The sequence below is a fragment of the Hominisplanchenecus murintestinalis genome (assembly GCF_943193015.1).
Classification (GTDB): domain Bacteria; phylum Bacillota; class Clostridia; order Lachnospirales; family Lachnospiraceae; genus Hominisplanchenecus_A; species Hominisplanchenecus_A murintestinalis.
The window spans coordinates 6,167-28,566 of sequence record NZ_CALPCM010000001.1 but is presented as its reverse complement, the minus strand read 5'-3'; the positions used below and the strand labels follow the sequence as shown (position 1 = coordinate 28,566).

Here is a 22,400-nt window from a genome sequence, read left to right as displayed (position 1 = left end):
ATTAAGACTCCTCTTCTTTCTCCTTCTTCCTTCTTTTCACAAAGAGAAGGGCTCCAATCATAAGACCTGATACTGCCAGAATCAACAAATATCTTCCTATCTGCGTGTCATCTCCAGTGCGCACTGTCTCTACCGGGTCTTCGGTCTCTGTATCCAACGGCTCTGTGCCTGGCGCATACGGCTGCTTCTTCGGTATCGGCCATACCTCCATATCTGCAGTTATGCCCTCTCCGCCATCTTCAAGAAGCGCCGCGCCGCGGCCGATGTCTACATGTACCCGGTCAAGAGAAACTACATCCCGCCCCATATAGTGATCACGGTGTACTTCCGCCAGCTCAAATTCACTGCTGATTACCAGCTGCGGCCCTGCGGCGGGAAGCCCGCTCTCTTCTTTTCCTTCCATCGTTACTGCATCGTTAAAGTCATTGACTTTCTTTGCCAGCGTCTGGTAATCCTTTGATGCATCATACAGCCCTGCTCCCAGCGTCGCCGCGTTCACAGCCTGTCTTCCGGGATATTTCACCGAGAAGGAGGCGTCGTCCTTTGGCTTCATAATCGATACACGGTAGCGGTACGGGGTGAGATAATTGGGAGATTCCTTTTCCATATCTGCCACCGGAACACGGAACATATAGCGCCCGTCCTCCCCTGTCAGTATACGGGATTTCCCTTCTGCATCCGGCGTCTCTTTCCAGGTCTGTGCAACAGGGTCATAGCGGTACAGGATGATATTTACTGCCTTCCTTCCCTGCTCTTCCCCATTACGTATGCCGTCCTTGTTCTCATCCACAAACACACTTCCTGCCACGACAGTTTCCGTATCCAGTACATGCAGTCCGAAATCCAGCATATCCTGCACAGTGGTGTATCCTATGTGGTAGATGTAGCCGTAAGCGTTCTCTTTCTCTGCCGCCCCTCCCAGACGGAAGCTGCGGGTGATACCCTGCGCCTGATCGGTCAGGTATCCCGTAAGATTCAGGTGGGCATAATCATTATCTGCCCTGTCATCCCCGGCATTCAGCGGCACATAGTATGCGTTAGACGGTTTCTCCATGCGCAGCCTGTACCTGTAAGGACGTCTGGTCTTTCTGTCCAGTACGGGTACATCCGCAAAGCGGTAGTTTCCTTCTGCATCCGTAACACAGGATGCATATGCCCGGTAGACGCCATCCTGAAGGATTCCGTCTGTCTCTTCGCCTGGCACGTCTGTCTCGGTGGGCGATATCCATTCAGGCTCTTCCGGTACTGTACCCGGCTTCTGCCCCGGTTCCTCGTCTGGATTCTTTCCTGGCTCTGTATCCTCCGTGGACGGATTCTCATCCTCCGGTTCTGCCGCCCTCCCGCTCTCAACTCCGTCAGACGGCTCCTTATCGGGTTCTGTATTTCCCGGGGGTTCCTTATCAGGTTCTCCTTCTTCCTTCTCCGCAAACAGCGCCAGCCCGGAAGCTGTATCTCCCTCCTCAATGTCTGTACCTTCAATCATCACATCCAGATATACCGTATGTCCTTCCATTCCCGGTTCTGCATTCTGCAGGCCGTTCCAGTCTTTATCATTCCATACGACTCCTTCGATCAGGCTTCCCCTGTAAGGCAGGAACCCTGCATCTATACCATCATAGTTCTCAGCCAGCACGATACTGTAACCGTCAAGCCTGTTCTCTTCCGTTTCCTGCGGGTCTGCTGTTTTGGGCGCCACCAAAATTTCAGGCGTCAATTCTGAAGTAGATTCATTCAAATCACTGTCATTTATCCCGTTTCCGGTCAAATGCCAGGTAGCGTCAAATCCTTCCGGCATTTCGGGTATCTTTACTTTATATCCGAGAATTACCCTGCGTTTCGCCCCGTCCGTTTCGTTCAGAATTCCGTTCGTCGGAAGTCCGTCAAACCGATAGACGCCGTTTTTATCTGTCTCGGTGAGCATCTGCCCTCCCTCATCCGGCTTACCTTCCTGAGCGTCCAAATCCGACTCCGGTTCAGGCTGCGCACTCATAAATGAAATCCATTCATCAGCTTTCTTCCACTCGCCGCCATCCAGATAATACTGCTCCAAAAGAACCTTCACTCCAGACTGCCGTTTCTCTGTCTCCTGGCGTATTCCATCAGCAGTTCCCTTTTCATCATAGTCCTCCGTCCACGCGGTTCCTGTGATCGAAGTCGTCTGGTATGGTGAAAATCCGGCATTCATTCCGCCGATATCCTCAGAATAGGCCACGTCATAATCCTTACCGTCAATTCTTCGGTAATTATAACTGTTCCCTGAAAAACTGTTGCTTACCGGTTCTGCGAAAAGCAGCCAGCCGCCATTCTCTTTTGCCGGCCAGGTCATCCGCATTCCTTCCCATACCAGCTTATTGTCCTTCTCACTGCCTTCTTCTACCAGGTATTTGCTCACGGCATATTGCTTCAGAACTGTCTGGATCACCGCGTCCTCACCGTCCAGGCAGAGCCGGTATCCCGCCAGATAACGCTTCCCTTCCATATACAAAGATGGCGGAAGTTCCTCAAACTGATAGGTTCCATCTGCATCCGTTATCTGTGTCTGCCGAAACTCCTCTTCCGGAACCACATTCCATGCTCCGTCTTTATAATATGCCTGCTGCAGCACCAGTTTCAGTCCTTCAATTCTTTTTTCGCCTTCGTCCAGGATGCCGTCATGATCAGCATCTTTCCAGGCCGTACCTAAAAGTGATGCATTTTCATAGCGTTTTAAACCGCCGTCCCATCCGCTTCTCTCAGCGCCCTGGCATGCGTCATAGGCAACGCCTTCGACCTCCGCCACATTGATGGGGTTCGCATTCTCTTCTGCTTCTGCCGCCACTATAATGTACTCTTCTTCACCAGTCAGCCTGCCGCTGTTTTCATCGTCCGAGATGACCCAGTCGCTATCCTTCTCCCGGTTGCTGCCTGCTCTGTACTTTGTCACTGCATAGGTTTCAAAGATCCCTGCATCCTCGCACTTATCCATATCAATACGCACCTGATAGCCATATATCTTGAAATCATCAGGGTCTCCAACATGTGTTTCCAGCTTGTTGAACAGATAGCGGCCTGTTACTGAATCCGTCTGTGCTTCCTGTACAGTAAAGCTCTCGTCTTTTATCCATGTATCATTTTCATAAATAAATCTCTCCAGCTTTACCGTTACCTTTTCTTTTATGGGCGCTTCCTCCGGATCCTGAACTCCATTATAGTTCTTATCCTCCCAAATCCACCCTGAAATACTTCCTGTCGCATAAGGCAGCTCTCCGGCATTTCCACTGGCCTTCTCTTTCGGCGCTGCCAGCATGTCGTATATCTTTCCGTCCGGCGCCATCACACAATAACTGCTATACGCCTGTTTTACCTCAACGGCAGCTGGCAGGAACTCTTCTTTTTCCATCAATGTCAGCGGTATCTTCAGTTCTCCCGGGTTCTCCCCTTCCTCTTCTTCTGCCGCCGTTCGCTGCCGCGCTCCCGGACTTTTCTCATCTTCCGGCTGCAAATCACTCCACTTATGGCTGTCTTTTCCCTGGCGGTATTTTGTCAGCGTCCATCCCTGGTTCATGGCATCCATCCGTATCTGGTATGCGGTCAGGCGGCGCGCATTTCCTACCTCCAGCATCGCCGGAACTGCCGCAAATTCATACCGTCCCTTATCCGTGACAGCTGACGCATAGTTTTCTTTTGACAAAACCCATTCACCATTCTCATCCAGATAATACTGATCCAGATATACCGTCTGGCCGTCAATCGGCTCATCTACCGTCTCGTCGCTTCCCCGGATGCCGTCATAGTTCTTATCATTCCATACCCAGCCGTACAAATTCGTAGTCTCCAGCTCTTTCAGTCCCACATCCGGTCCTGCCGCCCTGTTCGCTGTCAGGATATCATAATCACTGCCTGCGTACGTATACACATAAGCGTCATTCTTATCCTCATTTGTTCCTGGAGACGCCTTTTTCGCTGTCACGCCAAATTCGCGCTCTACTTTTCCATCCCAGTCTGTCAGTTCATAAGGTTTCGACAAATCCAGCGTTCCTTTCGCGTCGCTGTCTGTCTCATTTCCCTTACCCTGATGATACCATGTCGTCTCATAGCCGGACAGCTTTTCCTGGCGGGGCAGGGTCACCTTATATCCTGCCAGATACCATTTTCCATTTTTTTCAATATGCGCCGGAAGATTTTCCAGAAGATATCTGCCATCAGCTCCTGTTACCGCCTGTGCAAAGTCTTCGGCTTCCTTTATCCACTTCCCTTCTTTTGTCATATAATACTGGTCGGCCAAAACCGTAAGCCCGGCAAATCCTTCCTCATCCTCCTGGTAAAGTCCGTCATACTCTTTCTCCTTCCAGATGATTCCCGTAAGCTCTCCCGTCTCAGGGCCTTTCAGTCCGCCGTCATAACCACTTACATTCCCACTGCTTTTTACGATGTCATACCTGACATTTCCTTCATCCCGGCAGTACGCCTCATTATGCGGAATAGTTGACACGCTTGCTGCTGCAAAATAATTTTGTTCTACCGGCGCCGTCCCTTTCGTCATATACAAGTCTGTCGCCGCCAAATCACTATCCACGGCAGTATCTTTTCCCTGATGATAACGTGTGACACGGTACCCCTCCGGCAGCTCTTTTAATTTCAGCCTGTAGTAAGCTACGCAGGCATTCTTTGTTTCCGGATTCTCATAATAAGTAGAGACATTCGAAAATTCGTAACGTCCGTCGCCGTCTGTCTGTGCTGTCCGCTCGTCTACCTTCGTGAAACTGCCGCCAGAACGGATATACTGCTCCAGAATCACTGAAACACCCTGAATCCCTTCGTCTCTGGATTCCTCTCCCTTCTTACGTATACCGTCATAATCTTTATCATCCCAGATTACGCCGCTTACCTTTACGTTCTCAAACTCTTTTAAACCGCCGTCAAAATCCAGCAGGCTGGCGCCATCCGTCACATCATAATTTTTTCCGGCATAGCTCATAATATAAACCGGGTCGGTTCCTTCTACAGCCTCATTTGCAAGGATAACCGGCGCGCCGTCTGTGAGATAATAAGCCATCTTGCCGTCAGATGTCTGAACCGGCGTGGTCTTTAAATCACTGTCTGCCTCTGTGTCTTTCACTGTCTGGTATTTCGTAACCGCATAATGAGCAGGCAGTGCTTCCAAATCCTCCTTGTCGATGCGGAGCCTGTACCCGGCCAGACATGCTCTGCCATCCGGCTCAGGCGTATAAGTCGTCATCTCCTGGAAAACGAAATTCCCTGCATTTGTAGTGGTCTTTACTGACGTGAAGTCTTCCTGTTCCATCCACCGGTTTGTATCCGCATCTAAATAGTAACGTTCTATCGTCACCTTGACGCCGCCGATTCCCGGCTCCAGGCCTTCCCGCACGCCATTGTAGTTCTCATCACTCCAAATCGTATTTCCCAGGAATCCTCTTCCGGCATTTACAAGTCCAAAGGCCAGTTTATATTGAGGTGCATAACCCTGCCCTTTCTCGTCATACAGCGGTTTTCCGTTTTCGCCAAGCTGGTATTCCATAAGGAAAGGTTTTGTCTGCATATAGATTCCGGACTTCTCCAAATCATTGTCGTCATCCTCCAGCAGAGGGTCATCATTATACTTATAAGGAGTTGGCTTCAATACAACGGCTTTATCCTCATTTTCTGCCCGCGCCACATACCAGCCCGGACGCACTTTGAATGTAAATTTTCCGTTTTCAGCGCTTCCGGGATTACTCTTATCTACAATCTCCGTCAGCATGGACGCCGGTTTTCCGTCAACATCCAAAGCTTCTTTCAGCTCTTCTGTATCCGGATCGTACTCGTAAAGCGTCACACGCATCTTTCCAAGCTTCTTCTCATCGTCGGTCATACGCCCGTCAATCTCCGGGGCGTCCTCCGGCCCATGCTCATCAAACCATGCCCATCCTCCTACCGTGTGAGGTCTGCCTACCCCTACATTATAAGAAGTCATCTGCCTGTCATAGCGCTGATGAGGCGTAAGCCCATCTGCCCCTACCGTCGTATTATCCAAATCCACCGCCGCTACATGAATGGCGTCTTTCGTCTGTGCTACCAGTGTGTCTACCACCATAGCATCTCCCGGTGCATCCCCCACGCCTTCTTTCCCTAAATCCGGGAGAGTGTCGCCGCTCCGGTAAACCTCAAGACCTGCTTCTGTATCGCCAATCTTCAATGTCGTAACTGCATAATTTTCCAGGCTCTCCGGGAATGTAAATCTCAGCTTGTAATCACCTGGCAGAAGATTAGAAAGCATATAATAGCCTTTATGCCCAAAGTAATCACTCTCTGAAATATATGACGCCGCCGGCCCACAGTCTGTATAAGCAATGAGTCCTGTTCCGGTTCTCACATATTCCCCCGTGTCTTCATTGATGAGCGCATATTTCACTGCTTCGCCTTCACGCTGCACTTCTGCGATCGCTTCCCCATTTCGGTTCACTATATAGCCTTTTTCACTTAAAAGCTCTACTTTGACCTTATTAATTCCCGGATCATCTGCTTTACCGTCAAAGTCCAAATCTGTGGTAAGCTTGGAAACCTGAGGACGTCCATTCGTCCCATCTTTATATTCTGCCTCATTCATCTCTGCGTCATAATTAAAATCATGCCATATATAGCTTCCAATATACCCCCTGCCTTCCGGCGCATTGAGATACACGCCAGCTTTACTGTTCTCTCCGGTCATACCCGCGCCCACTGCGTGGTGGACAAATGTGTTCCAGCCGCAGTAGCCCAGGGATGCTATAAATTGAGAACTGGAATCTCCCGAAACATCACCCACATACTTTGGAATATTCAGCGGCGCATGCATTTTATAACTCATCTCAATCCGGTTATAACTTCCGATACAGTAGTCCTCTTTCTCCATCTCCATCCATATAGAACGGATTCCTTTGATTGCCGCCTCATAAGCATCCGGATTATTTTTTGTCGCCGCAATCAAATCTATCAGGCGAACCATTTTATAGGTTTTTTTCAATGCGTCGTTTCCAAACAGCTGTACGTAGAAATTTACCTCTCTGGTGCCCCGGGTACCCTTTTCTGTATCAGGTTTATATGCGGGAAGTTCTGAAACGTCCAATGCTTTATAAGTATTGCCGGACTGTTCAAACGGTCCTACCCATATATCATAATCTTTCGGACTGCCTGTATTCGTAGTCATTTCCAAAATTTTCCCATCCGGATACTGCTCTATTTTATTCGGGTCAAATACTTTCACCTGAATAGAATCCGGTATCAGCCATCCGTTCCAGGATGAATCCCTGGCGATTGGATTTCCGGATGTATCACCGCTGAATATCTGGAAATCATTATTGTATGGCAGCACATCATACATACAGATATGCTTATGCTCCTCCGGCTTTGCTTCTGTCTGGTTCAAAATGGACACATTAAAGCGATAGTCCGTGCCTTCCGGCACACTGGCCGGCCCGCTCTTATAATCGCGGTCACTGTGAACCTGGGAGTCGACTTTCTTTACCTGTTTCAGCGCAGGATCTTCTTTGAAGCTCAATCCCTTGATTGTACGCCTTAAAGCCATCTCTGCCGCCAGTCCGTTATTATTCAGGTCACGGGAGTCTCTCTCGTAGCCGCAGCTTCCGTAACCATCATCGTTCGACGGAATATATGGCGTATAATTACCATTCTTGAAACCGTATCCATAAGACTCCATCAAATCCTGGGATACTGCAGAACCGCGGTCTGCGTTCAGGGGCATCATGAATTCTACTACCAGACGCTCGCCTGGCATCAGCATTCCAGTGTAATGGAAGATTACCACCTTACGTTTATGGGAACTGTTCAGGTTTACAATCTTTTCTACATATTCTGGCGAAGCCGGGTTTCCATCCCCATCCAGTTTCAAGGATACCCTCGGATTATCTACAATCTCCACGATATTCTGTCCATTTTCGTCCTGGAGCAGATTACCTTCCGCATCTGTTTTATCTCTTTCTACATACCATGTCCAGTGCGGAATTTCATAGTCCAGATTATCTGCCGGATTTGTAATGCTTCCCGTCACGCGGTAATCATCACTTAAATAATCCATGTCGTCCCCCTGAAGGCTGCTGTAGGGCACATATGCCAGATTATTCTGAAGGTTCTGGATATAAGGCAGCACTATCGACATATTCGGATCGGTAATTGTATCCTCTTCATTTTTTCCTTTTGGATCCAGATAACCCTTCTGCTCCAGCTGCGCATTGCTGTAATTTACCAGATACGTACGGTATTTCATTACCTTACTTGCAGATGGGTCTACCAGGATTGCCGCGCTTCCTACATTCCAGCGGTAGCCATTAATACCGGAACCTGTATAGTATCCCATTTCCATTCGGAATCCAAGATAGGGAAGCTCAGGATCTACATAGATTCCTGCGCGCCCTCTTTCTCCCAGCCCCGAATATTTCGTATCGTCATAACGCGTGATACACTGTGCAAAATAATTCGAATGAATTGCCAGCATCGGGTCGCCTGACAGCGTGGCTGCCTGCACAAACGCACAATTTTTCTTAACATTGTCCGGTATTTCATTTACATTCAGACGGCTAGGATCGACATCATCCATCTCTTCCTTCACGTCCTCCGTATCCGGATCGGCGTCTACTGCCAGACGAAAACCAGACGGAACCGGATAATAAATCGGAGTAATGTCATCATCATAACCTGTTCCGGCTTTCACTACAAAACGCACCTGGCGCACATTATCAGGAATTCCATCCGCTATCAGGGTATTAGCAGCCAGGCTATACCCGGCGGTATCGCCTATCAGCGTCCAGGAACCATCCCCATACGCCGCCCGATCCTCTTCCGAATCCGGATACAGGTATCCATCCTCTGCATGAGGATTTGTACTGGTACGGACAAGCACATAAACTTTCAGCATGCTCTCCAGCTTCTTCTTTTCTTCTTCCGTCAGGGTATCGGGCACTTCCCATACCCCGGTCCGGATCGCCTGCACTTCCGGCGTTACCTTAGGCCCTGTGACTGGCGCGATTTCACCGGTAGCTGTAGCTGTCCCATGAAACGGCAGCGCTATATCCACAAGGAACCTGTTTACCGCACCGCCTTTATTCTGCGCCTGATCCAACAGATACTGCATGCTCGTCGCACCCTTGATATGGACATCTGTTGCCGTGACAATCGTCTGCTCATCCGGGTCTATAATGGAACGGCGCGGCATAATAGAGTCAATACGGGCCGCCCCATCCGGTTTCCGAAGCCGGAAAACTGCTGAGCGCGCTGTCGTATATAAATCTGTATAATCGCCGTCCCTGTCATAGTCTGCCGCCTTCGCTGCTTCATCATCCTCGTCAGCTTCTTCATCTGCCTCCTGATCCATCGCCCGGTTTACCCACAGCACCAAATCCTGCGGCTGCTCTTTGAGGCCCTCAGAACCTGCGTTAAAATGTCCGTCTGTCTCATGAATCGTCACATAAGTCCTGCAGCCATCTGCCAGCCAGGTATCTCCGGCAGTACCTACGGTAGACTCTTCCCCCAGGTTATCTACCCTTGTCTTAATCCTTACTTTAACCCAGCTTCCACATGCCAGATATCCGCCCGGTTTTGCTCCGGTATATAAGGAATCATAATCTTGATAACCATCGTCTGCCGGTGTGGAGAGTTCTATGACTACGCTCTCCGCTTCATGCTGTTTCTTTTTATCCGTATTTGGATACTCCGGATAACCCGGATATCCGCTTCCAAGGCTGTTATAATCCGTTTTATGCTTAACTTTCAGGTTCCATCCGGAATCTTCATCCATAAGTTCAGCCATATCTACCGTTTTCGTCTCGGACGTACGGGCATCATAGTACTCTACCACGATATCATCCGGATCATACGTATCATCCTCATCCCAGAATGTTACTTCCTGCGGCAGATCAAACACAAACGCCAGCTTCGCATGGTGGACAGAACCGGTATAGCGCAGACCGTCTGCCTGGTTCAGTACCTTCGAACCATACCACAGTACATCGCTGTACTCCAGCGGCTTATCTCTTTCCGGATACGGAGAGGGAAGCGTCGCTTCCTCCTGTCCTTCACCCCCTATGTGGTACTCGCTATACACCATGCCTTCTTCTGTTTTCGTAAAGCCCACTGTATTGTAAGCAATCAAACGCGGCGCCCTGGTATACATCCTGGTTCGGTTGTACAGGCCGATATCTGCAATCTGCTTTTCTTTATCTTCTGTATCCGGATGCGTATTTGCCTGGCTGCCATTGAAGTCCTTCTGCTCCTCCGTAAGCATCAGCGGATTCCTTATATTTGCGGCATAATCTTCCACATTAAAGCTGTCTGTTTCCGAATATGCCCATCCGCTGTCAAAAAACGCTCTGTTACCATTTGCACTATCTGCGGGCTGATATAGAGATACTGCGTCCAGACGCTGGGAATCTCCTGCATTCACCCCCACATTATACGGGTTGCCGCTGATTCCTCCGTCCCACTCATATTTGAAACCTTCCATTTGGCTGCCGATATAGGTACGGATGTCTTCATATCGGTTATCTTTCGTTGTATCCCGTATCACGGCGCCGTCTGCCCCTTTTATGGACAGGTCCGGCAATTTCTCCGTAAATACTTTAAATGAATAAATCTTTAACGCCCCTGAACGGATTTTTGCTTCCAAATCCTTCTGCGCCACATCTCCCTGTGCATTTAAATTAGCTTCTATCCTTACCAGATAACGTCCCTCTGTCTGCCCGGTATCCTTCCCGTCCTCATATTCGGGTATCTCCACATACTGTACATCTGCGTCATAGAGCTGCTTCTCCGCTTCCGTAGCCGGTGAAACCGTATTAACTGTAGGAGCGCTCCTCTGATTCAATTCCCATGCAATCGGGCGTCTGGCATTATCTTCGTTATCTTTTGTATACGGCTTGCCATCGGCGGCCATCGGCACCACGCCTTCCGGAAGAAGCACATTGATGACCGGAAGCATATAAGTTCCCATAGAGCCGCCGTCTTTCGGATAACTATGGGCATGTTTTACTTCCTGATCCCCATATTCATGCCACCAGTAACGGTTTTCCACATTTACATTCACCCAGGCAGTATCGCCTTCACTGTCCGTATAATAGCCCGCTGCCGTCTGCCCGGTTCTATCCGCACTTTCTCCATCTGTGATAGCCGTCCACAGACGCAGAAGCGGCTTTCTCATCTCCGTCCTGGTTCCCGTCGCTGCATACAGATCTGCTTTATCTGCCGTATGGTAAGCGCTATATGCTTTTCCGGTATTCTGGCCATCCGCTCCATTTGCTCCGCCTGTCTGCACCTCGCTGCATTGGACGTTATATCCATTTACGCTCAGTGTGTTCGGCGAACCAACCGGGTTGATATAGTTATACCAGTGATGCCAGCCGGAATGTTCATGGGCGTAGGAACTCATATAGTCCATTCCGTGAATCTGGAAATGGGCATTTTTACTCCGGTTCGAGCCCACCCACTGGGTAATATCATATATCTGATAATAATAATAGTTCTCCCCTGCATTTGTCACAGGCTTCATCTGCACCCTGTCGTACCATTTCCCGTCCGCGTTAGTCGTATTCACATGGCATTTAATATCCACACGCATCTGATACCCTGATGCACTGCCTCGGTTAAACCAGCGCTTCAGCGGGTAATTTACTGTAACTTTCACAACATACGGAACCAAATTCTCTCCCTGGTAATAGTTTGCATTCGCGGCTGTATTCCAGAGTGGATCCTGCGGCTGCTTGGGCGCCTGGTATCCTCGGTCACTCTCAGGCGTCTGGATAATCTCAGCCTGGATATTTTCTGCGGGAATTGTGCCTCCCCACGTATTAATATCTGTCAGATACTGGCCTGATACCTGAAGGTTTCCGTCCTCATCCAGCAGCGGTTCCGTTCCCAGAGGGAACGTATAGAGCATCTCTACCCCATCCACTCCCCAGTCGCCATAATTGCTTGCCGTCAGGCGCGCCGTATAATCCTGCTGGTATTCTAACGTTGTGATATAACGGTTATAAAGATACCACCTCAAATCATAGAGATACCAATTCCAGCAGTCCCTGTTATGGTAATAATCCCCGGGCTGAATCCACCAGCTATAATCCAGGTTCCTGCCTGTCTCTATGCGCCTTCCTGCATTATTTTCCGTATATCCCCCGTATCCCAGATACTCGCTTCTGTCTCTTTCTATATCTGGAATTATCTGGCTGGCGGCATTAAGCCATGCTTTCTGCAGATGGGTACGCGCTTCGCTCCATACAATCGGCGTCCGCTTTTCACCCTCTCCGGCCTGCTCCCAGTTCTGGCTGGCAGCAGTCCGCGGGCCTGTCACAAACACAAAGTAATCACGGTTTGCATTTGACGCCCCCTGGTACAGTATCTGCCCCGGAAGGCTGTCTTTTCCGGCGCTCCCTGCGCCTGGCGTATACCGCGCCTGCTGCATGTAAGAGCCGGCGGCAATATCATAATCCATAAACCGTCCGTCATTCCCCCAGGCGCTTCCATTATTCGCTGTCCCCGGAATATAGACCTTCGTTCCGTCAAACATCTTATATCTGTCGCACTGATCGTTCTTGTCCGCTGAAAATCCCACATCATGGATGAGATAATCCATGTCCATCATCTTATCTGAAGTTTCCAGCACACGGTTAATCCATTTGCTGTCTGAACCTGTTGCCAGCGGCCACGCCTGCCCTGAAACAGTATTTGTCCAATACTCACCCACTCTCGGAAAATACGACGGCGACTGATCTGCGTCAGTTGCCAGACTCCTGTCCTGATCCGTCATAATCATGGGCAATCCGTCCTGATGCGCAGTAACTGCATAATGAAACGAAATACTATCACCAATCTCCATACGGACAGCTTTTCCCTTCTCGCTCACCGGACGTATCTGATACACGGTATATTCCGCATCCTGAGATATGCCGGACGCTCTTGGATCCAAATCTTTATACAGTTTCTTTCCGGGACTGTTTGTATCTACCGTAGAGTAAACGGAAGCGTCAGCATGATTCGTGTAAATCATCTCACCGCCGTAATCTTTTGCAGTAACTGTCTCTAACCGGTTTACTTCCCAGCGGATGCCTGACATATCCCTGTCAGCCCCTGTCTTATCCTTCCAGGTAATATGAACCCCGCTCATATCTCCTTTTGCCGCGTCTTCCAAAGCTTTTGCATCCACGTATTGAGAAGGAACCTTATCATAAAATACCGGGTTCAGCATCGCACCCTGAACAGTACCGCCGCTCTCAGCCTGCGTCAGATTCCGCAAGGTCGTCTTATACCAGAAGGTTTCATTTGGCCGGTATCCGGTTTTCTGGGCTTTTCCGGCGGCATATGCAGCAGCCGCTTCCTCCTCTGTATCGAAAATCTGTGTCTGGAACCAGAGAATCGGAGTCTCACGCCTCACTGACGGCGTTGCCTGCGCGCTGCCGCTCATTGACGTATTCTTTGCCCCTTCACCTAAGTGCTCTTTTTCCGTATGGGTATGCGTATACACCTCTGTTACTTTTAGAAGTCCGGTAAATATATCTGCCTGTACTCCGGTTCCCACACCGAGACGCTCATCCTGATAACGCCCTGCACCATTTAGAACAACCGGATTCAGCGCCTGCCCGGCTGGAATATCATAATATGTCCAGCGCACGGAAATCACCCGGGACAGCATTGCTTCCAGCTCCTCCGGACTGTCTTCGTAGTCTGCTGCGTCCACCCATCGGCCTTTCTCAATATCCTCAGCTGTACGCGTATAGTTATTATAGGCATCCGGATTATCCATCCCGTCTTCATCCAAAACAAAGTATTCTTTCTTAATTGGAGGTCTCGGAGTAATGGTGTTCTCTTTCAGTCCTGTCGGATAGTCCGTTTCAAAAAGTCCGGTAAGCTCAAAAACCTGCAGATAACGTCCGTTCACCGGTTTCAGGAAATTAACGGTTTCCTGAATATTCTGGGAATGCTGGCTGTAGTTCTTTATTCCGCTCACAGTCACCTTACCCGGCTGTCCGTCAAATCCTCCCAATGCATCTGTTCCAAACGCGAACCCTATACTCAAATCTGACTGCCTGGTAACAAAATACGTACCGGAATCTGCCCGGCATGTATACTGGTGAACACGGCCGTCCAGAGCCACATTATCCATAAAATTCCGCCAATAGCTGACATCGGTGTTTCCATCGGTATTTCCTGACGTGTTGTAAAGTGTCCCGGCATCTCCATGATTCCGATGCCAGTCAACCGAATTCAGATTATAATTATTCGTTTCCTTCCCACCGTTAATGCGGTACTGTGAGTATCCGTGTTTTGTTCCGCTCGCGGCGTAAAGATAACTGTGTATCTCTTTCCCCTGGAAAGCCGTTCCGAATTCATCCGTCATCTGCGTGACAACTCGCAGCGTCACTGCTTTACCTGGCTTAATCTGGGCTGCATCACCTTCTGTCCCCAGATGGACGACGATTTGTTTGATATTCGTCAGCGTCTCTTCCCCAGAGGCATCTGCCATCCTGGAATAATCCGTCCCCGGATTCAGTTCCTGCTCCCCTGCATATGCAGTCATATCTGTATCTGCAATATCCGTGCTGTTGCTCACAATCTCCCACTTACAGATTCTCTGCCCCTGGGGCATATCAAACCTCAAATCTGTCTTTTCCTGAGGAACGCCTGCACCCGCCCAGGAACCCACTGTTATCAGGTATTCTATATAGTCCCAAGGCATCACATGCCGGCCGTCGATCTCTTTCTTCGGCGCTTCAATCGTACAGTCATCCAAATCATATGCAAATTTGTTTGTATCTCTGGTACGCGTCACTTCCACACGGAGATTCCCTACCAGGTTACTCAAACGCGTGGTCGCCGCCTTCGTTGTGCCGCTCAATTCGCTGAACGTACCATGGTTCGGGTCAATCGTTGTAAATGTTGCCCCCAGGTTCTGCGTAATTGACGCATTCACGGCATAGCCGTTCGGGCTGTTCCAGCCATAGGAAGGGATGGAATCAAAGTCCCAATTCGTATAGCTGTCTCCGCGGAACACCGCCTGGCTCCTGTCCACAAATACGCCGTCATAACGGAATGCATAGTCTGTGGCCGTCTTGCTCGCCGACAAGTACTGCCCTGCCTGCATAACCGTTTCCGGTTTCTCCCGATTCCCTGCTACAGCTTTAAAATCAAGCTTAAAAGAATTCACATGCGCCCTGTCATACGCACGCGCCTTCCCGTCCGTCTGCGTCACACTGTAGCTGGTTACCATATCCAGATTGTCATGAAGCAGCTTCTCCACATCAAGCACATAATCTTTTCCATTAGCATCCGGCGTCAGGAGCGGCTTGAGCGTCTCCAGTGTAAAACTCATCTGCTTATTACTCGAACCGACCAGCAGCAGGCGGTTCACCCGGAACCAGTCTCCGTCAATAAACTCCTTTGGAATATACAGCTTTTGCATATTAAACGCGGCCTGCAGGGAATTTGTGGTAAAAACCCCGTCCAGACGCGAAGCATGCTCTTTTTCTGTACTTCCATCCTGACGGTTCCACGCCCTCACAACGTACTCCTCCACATTCGGCGTAAGATTGTCATTTTGGTAATCATTTAATGTACCGACCTTAGCCGCCACAGAATACCCCGCCTGATATGGAATCAGATACCCCCGCATATGCGCCGTCTCAAAAGTATCTGTCCAGGCATGCGCCGGCCTTGAGCCATCACTTGTATAATAATACTCCGTATTGTACTGCGGATTTGTCCTTCCTTCGTTTGGCGTATATACACAGTAATCGATAGGCGTAATCCTGTTCTGCGCATGTTTAATGCTGTCTCCCAGCCCTGTCCCCGGCTGGTTTACGTAAACATAAGGCTTCCCTTTGATGAGCACATCAATATTACTTGCGTTTCCGCTCAATTCTGCTGAATACTTTCTTCCGACTTCTTTTGCATAATCAGAATTTCCGTTCCACTTCTCGGTAACAATCTTAAAGTTCTTTACAAACTGCCATTCTTCGAGCCAAATCTGGTTTACTGCCGCCGCCTCTTCTTCTGTCTGACCTTCTGAAGCATACAGGAAGAAAATCTCATTGAGTGTACCAAGCTGATCTTTTGTAAGCGTTACCGTCCTGGTCTTTGCCGGGTCTGCCTGATAACTTACCACATTTCCCTCTGCATCTGTAACTTCCGAATATCCTTCCAATTCCAGGATAATCGATGTCATATGAGTAAACACATCATTTTCAAGCTTCAGTCCTGTAGTTAAAAATCCATAATATTTAAATTCTGTATTCGGCTCAATCACCGGAAGCGTATCGGAGAGTACTACTTTGTCAGAAAAGCCCACACGCCCCGCCCAGTCATAGCCGTCAGCCTCTTTCCAGTCATCCAGATTTCCGGTCTGTGAATAGTCATGCGTCAGATTCTGCGCGCCATTCCCGCCATTCGATGTATACCCTGATGTAAAGCAGGAACCACGGTAAAAGCTTACTGCAAACTGATTCTGGTCTGCAAACTTCACATTCGTATCGTCATACTCTGATGTTGCAGCACTATGAACTCCATTCCTCACGTAGTTATTATCACGCACAACTCCCATCACCGCCGAAGATTTCATATCACGAGCAGTTCCGAGGTACTCCGTCCTGACCCAATGCCATCCCAGGCCGGAACCCCATTCTACATGACCTCCCCAGTACTTATTCCAGTATGACCACGAGGATTGAACGCGCCTTCCGCTGGCAGCTCCGGCATCTGTACGCTGCTTTGACCTGCCATTTGTCTTATTTCCTATCGTCAGCGTAGTTTCTGCAGTCAGTTCCGCTCTTCCTGTCTTATAAAGCCGCCCGGTGACCTCAAACGCAGAACGGGTATTGGCGTCATTCTCCCTGTACCACGTCCCGTAATCCGGATCTGCCGCCATAGTTTCCGCCTCATCTTTATACCCCGGCTGATTCACATCCATATTCACCACAATTCCCGTAACCGGGTTTTCCGGGCCATCCAAACTATATGCATATGCATCTGTCCAGAACTCAGCCTCATCATCACTGTAGCCAAGCCCTTTTACCAGATTAATCCTGAAATATTTGTTCCCTGCAGCGTCCGTCTCGACTGCATTTCCCACCCAGTCAGAAGGCTCTATTCTGTGAACAGCGCCATCTTCCCTGGTAACTTCTATCCAGTTAAGATACTCCCTGGTATTTGGATTCACTTTAAGGTAATAGGTATCGAAAATCTGTGACGGAACCGTAATACTGAGATTTACCGTAGCCGCCGTGTTCAGCGATTGGGTGTGCACCCAGCTGTAGTTCTGGTGCTCCTGGCTGCTGTAGGTATTGTAATTTGGCGCGCCTACGGGCAGATTTCCTCCTACATTTAAATATTGCCGAAAGTCTATCCCGAAAGAGCCAATGCCTTTGTAACCGATTTCCAGCTCCGTGTTATCCCCAAACGGAACATTATTCCAGCTGCTGTGGGTCGCCCACTCTTTTCGGATATGCTCCAGGGCATCTGCCTCTGCCGTAAATTTCCCGGTTGCCCCGTCGTTATAAAATGCCGATACCACAGTGTCAAAATACATCTTACTCACATATGACACCGTAGAATCTTTCGCTTTTACACACCAAAGGTCTCCCTCATCCCGAATTCCATCCAAATAATTTTCACTATGCGTATTCAAGATATCTGTAGTATTTAACGGTGAATCCTCATAGCCGTAAAATTCCACCCTCTGTTCTGTCCGCGTATCTTCCTCTGTCACCTTCATATAGCGGCCGCCCAGAATCTCGACCCGCGCAAGATGATTAATCCCAAGCTCCTGAAGCTGTGCCTCATCCAGCACAAGTCCCTCATCTGTCAGTGACAGACGGGTTCCATCCTCCAAATCGAATGCGGTAATCGTCCCTTTCGCGTCTGTTACCGGCTTCAGCGCCAATGGCGCGTCCGCACTGTCCACATCCGTAAGCTGTATGCTCCCAATACTTCGATACTGCGCCAAGAGCTCTTTCTTCACTACAAGCTTCGTCACATGGAAACCTGTATATGCCTCCCCGCTGCCTGAAGATACATGATCTGTAAACCGCACGCCGGCATTATCCTTAATAGGGAGGTCAATCGTGGCGTCTACATCATCCAGCACTGAAAAATAACTATAGCCGGATTCCGCCGGTGAAGAACCATTCTCCATGTTTACCCACATCTTAAAATCCCTGTCATAAGGTACGCCCAGCCTTGTCTGGTTCTTATCCGTCATTGACGTATCACTTACAGCGCTCTCCTTCACATCCGCGTACTGAATATGCGAATGCAGAGCCAGATAAGGACGCTGTACATGGAAACGTCCTGTATCGGACGCGCTTTTATTCTCTGTATAATCTGCATCATTCTGTACCAGCGCCGCTGCTGCATCCAGGTTGTCAAACCAATCCGTATTTCCATGCAGTTCTATCTGTGCGCTGTTCCCGTCTGCCTTCGTAGTACCGTAAAAGTCCGTAAACTGCAGACGGATATACCGCAGATAGGTAATCTCCGGAACAGCTGAAAGCGGAATCCGCAGGCTTTTATCCGGCTGGCGGTACGCCTCTAGTTCTTCTGCTGTAAATACCCGGGACGGTTTATCCGGCTTTGCCCCATCCATAGCATCCCAGTTATAAAGCTCAAGAGATTTTATTTCACACGCTTTCTCTGTATCTGCCCCGATTACAATCTCCTCACTCTTAAATCCCTGGACGGCTGTTTTCTTAGTGCATCGGTCAGCTACACTAAGCAAATCAAGATCTGCGTAGCACGGTCCCGCCGGGCTGATAGACGTATTTTCCAGCTGAAAGCCATACCAGACTTCTTCATCATTCATCGTCTCCAAAGTATGGGGAGACGCGCTTCCTCCGTTCTGCTGAACCCCATCCCTTACCCAGTGGGTCGAAGCTGTCACTTTGGGCTCAAAATCTGCCACTTCCATTATAACTTTCTGTGTTTTCCCGAAACTCGCATAAAGATAGTGCTGCGGAAGCAGTCCGCCTGTCGCTTCCAGCTCTCCATGCCAGTCAGGTGTTCCATGAATCTCTACACGAAGGGCGTTATCCTGTTCCGGATCTTCTTCGCTCTGCCCTTTTGCATAAATATTTCCATTCAAATGTGAACAGACCAGCCGCACCTGTCTCACACCCTCTATCTGCGGAAAAGCCGAAACGGGAATACGAACCTCCTTCGTTGCTGCATCCATATATTGCTTTTTTACATCATCCCAGCTGATAGAAGCCTTCGGAGGTTCCGTCCCATAGGGTTCCTGATCCCAGTTGTAAATCCATAGCGCTGTCGGGATAACTGCCTCATCCCAATTCCCTGAAATTATGATTTCTTTTGCCTTAAACCCTCTAAGAGAGGCTGCCTCTCCTGCCGCCGCCTTATTCTCCAGGCTATCCATAGTAAATTCCAGATTTGTATCATCAGCCGCTGACGGGCTTCTGTTCTCTATCACAAAACGGTACCATGCATCCTCCGCCCGATACGGCACAGTCCCCGTCTTTTCCACTCCATCTCCTTCTTGATAAAATATGTCGCCTGTAATTACCGGATTAATCGCTTTTGCCGTCAATGCCGCAGCATCTCTGGCCGTCTGGTTCGGGACATTCAGCTCCGGATCATAATCTGTCTGCCAAATACCTGTCACGGTACGGCTCTCCGCAAAAGAAGGCACGCCTCGTACCTCAACCCAGCAATCATCCTCTACAGTCACATCCGATTCAAAATAAGAAAACGAGACTTTAATTCCCTGCAAATCCGGTATTTGTGGATTCTTAGGATCCGTTCCTACCCATACATCGTCAGTTAGTACAATATCTCCATCCTGCTGATACGCATCTATGGATTCCTTCGGAAGCACCCACTCTGCTCCCGATGCATCTATAAAAGTAATGGAATTAATGAGGGATTTCTCCACTGCCGCCGCATTTATGCGCAGTTCCCTCGCCCGAAAACCACCCCATTTTCCCTTGCTGTCCAGACTCAAAAAATCTCCCTGTGTAGACAAGAGTGCCGGAATCATCTTTGATGCGCTGTCATTTGTCATTACAAACCGATAAGCCGCATTATTCTCATTTAAAGGAACCTGTACGATATCATTATCTATCTCCTCCGGTCCATCTTTCCCATACCGGATACTTTTCGTCACGATTCCCGGTTTCGTGGGTTTTGCATTAATCGTAGCCTTGCTGACCCGGCTGCTCGCATCCTTCTTCTGATAGCCTGGATTCCCGCCTAATTCTACCAGGCTCTCATAGTATGTCCACTGCTGATAGTTAATTTGCAGCTGGTTTTCATACTTTATAGCCTGCATGGGATATCCTTTTACCTCAATTCTGCCATCGAAGCTCTTTCCAGGCCCAATACGGTGCTTAAAGTTCCAGCGGATACGTCCTGTGAAAGAGGTTCCTTTATTTGCTTCAAGGTATGCCTCCATCTCTTCCTGCATGGTAATGGTATAGCTCCTGCTACCGTCTGCCTCTTCCTCCACGCCCTGACGAGTGCCGCAAGGAACCCAGGAAAGCGTCCCCCCTTTCCCTTCTACCTCCAATTCCAGCAGATTCCTGCCCTCTTCACCTTCACAGAACCAGTCCTCCAGTTCTTCTTCCTCTCCCAGATAAATCTTAATCTCTTCCAGCCTGAAATGCTGCGGAAGAGTATCCAGGGCGTAAGAATCAAAAATCGGCACATTTCCTTTATTCGCGAATCCTTCCAGAAAATACGATGAAAGCTCGCCTACGCCGGCTTCGATAGACGACACCTGCGCGCCAGAATCATTCTGTACATATTTCCGCTGCTCTACTGTTATTTTGCGCTGGTCAAACGGAGTATTGTTATTAAACTGCTGGCTCCAGGAATACCCCTTCCCGCCGAAGAATATTGTCGGACGCAGAACGCTTAGATTATTCAAGTCACTCTCAAAGTTGTTTGGATACGGTATCGCTATATAATACACCTTCTGTGAAATGTGCCCGGGTGTTGTATCATGAGGAGAGTACAGAGCCTCATGTTCACGCGGAATATTAATCGTCCCCGCCGTAGGATAATAATACGGAATCAGCGGCTCTTTAATATTGGAAAATGTCTCCAAATCCCACTCTGCCAGCTCCTCAGCCGGAATATCCGTCACATCCCAGCAGAGCACACCGCCCTCGCCAGGCTTTCCTGAATATGGATATTCTCTCGCTTCAAGGTCAAACTCTGTATTTTTCGTAAGTTCACCCGTAACCGGATCATAACGCCAGGCCATCATATCAGCCTGAAGAACACCATGAACACCGCCGTTTACCGTGCTGCTCTGTACTGTGAAGTTAATGTCATAGCCATCCAGATAACTTTCTGCCTTTTCCGAAATGTTCTGCACAACTATTTTATAAGTCATATAGTTATACTGATCCCACATAGGCGGGTGCGTCAAAGCTTCTATAGAAGCTGTCCAGTTCAGGTTACTGTTGATAAACGCGATGGAATTGTAATTCCCCTGTTCACTGTCGGGATTCCCACCTACTTCAATCTTCTGATATCCCGATGTCACGTTGCCAAAAGCATCGCGGTATGTTGTGTAAGACATTCCTGCCTCTACGGAGGCGCTGGCGTTTTCCGGTACATCCCCGAAATATTTGGATTCCAACTGTACAACGGCATCTGTCGTTCCATGCCAGATGCTGGCTGCTTTCACCATCTGAATATCCACAATACCTGAAAAGGTAAAGGGCTGGTACTCATTCAGCGGCACTCCTTTCCAGCTTGACGCACCGTCAGGCGGAGCCATGATTTCCCCGCCCTGTGTATAGATCACAGTATTTTCTGTACCTACGCCATACCAGTTAGACGAAGGCATATCCCGTACCAGGGTACGGATACTGCGGTCTGCTGCTGTATAATCTTCCGGTATCTCATATGTAGTATTCAGGTTGCCTGCTTCATCGTAGACAAGAAACGGAGACGCCAGAGTTATCAGCATTCCCTGGGATTCTCCCGATGTATATCCCGGTTTCAAATTCAGGTTATATACTGCCGTTCCTGAATTCTTCAGCATATACGCCGGCTGCCCCGGCGTCACCTGATCTGCCCCGGTAACCCCGCTAAATGTCATCTTGTATGCCGGCAGTTTTGTTTCTGCCGCCTTCACCGGCGCGGAGCTGTAAGGCAGTCCGGACAATATACAGGCCACTGCCAGCAGCCAACACAAAAATCTCCTTGCAACGTCACTAATCCTGTTTTCTGTTTCTTTTTCCATCATAAAACATCCCCCAAAACTAAATGCCAAGTTACAACACGTACTCATCCAAGTATTTAATATCCGCTTGATATTACTTAATACTTACTTAATAACTACATATCAAGTATATGCTTATCCCCTTTTACTGTCAACAATGAGGTGTATAAATTTTTCAATTGATTTCTTATTAATTTCGTTA

General features: G+C 49.0%; 1 protein-coding gene. It reads right to left on the bottom strand.

Translation table 11 applies throughout. The features are described 5' to 3' along the window. Position 1: 1 nt before the first annotated feature. Positions 2-22,222, bottom strand: coding sequence for an SdrD B-like domain-containing protein (locus tag NFR99_RS00045; RefSeq protein WP_251352099.1), 22,221 nt, complete (start codon positions 22,220-22,222; stop codon positions 2-4). Positions 22,223-22,400: the final 178 nt, after the last annotated feature.

Excerpts from the sequence above, each read along its gene's own strand:
- NFR99_RS00045 (WP_251352099.1), bottom strand. The coding sequence starts at position 22,222 with ATGATGGAAAAAGAAACAGAAAACAGGATTAGTGACGTTGCAAGGAGA.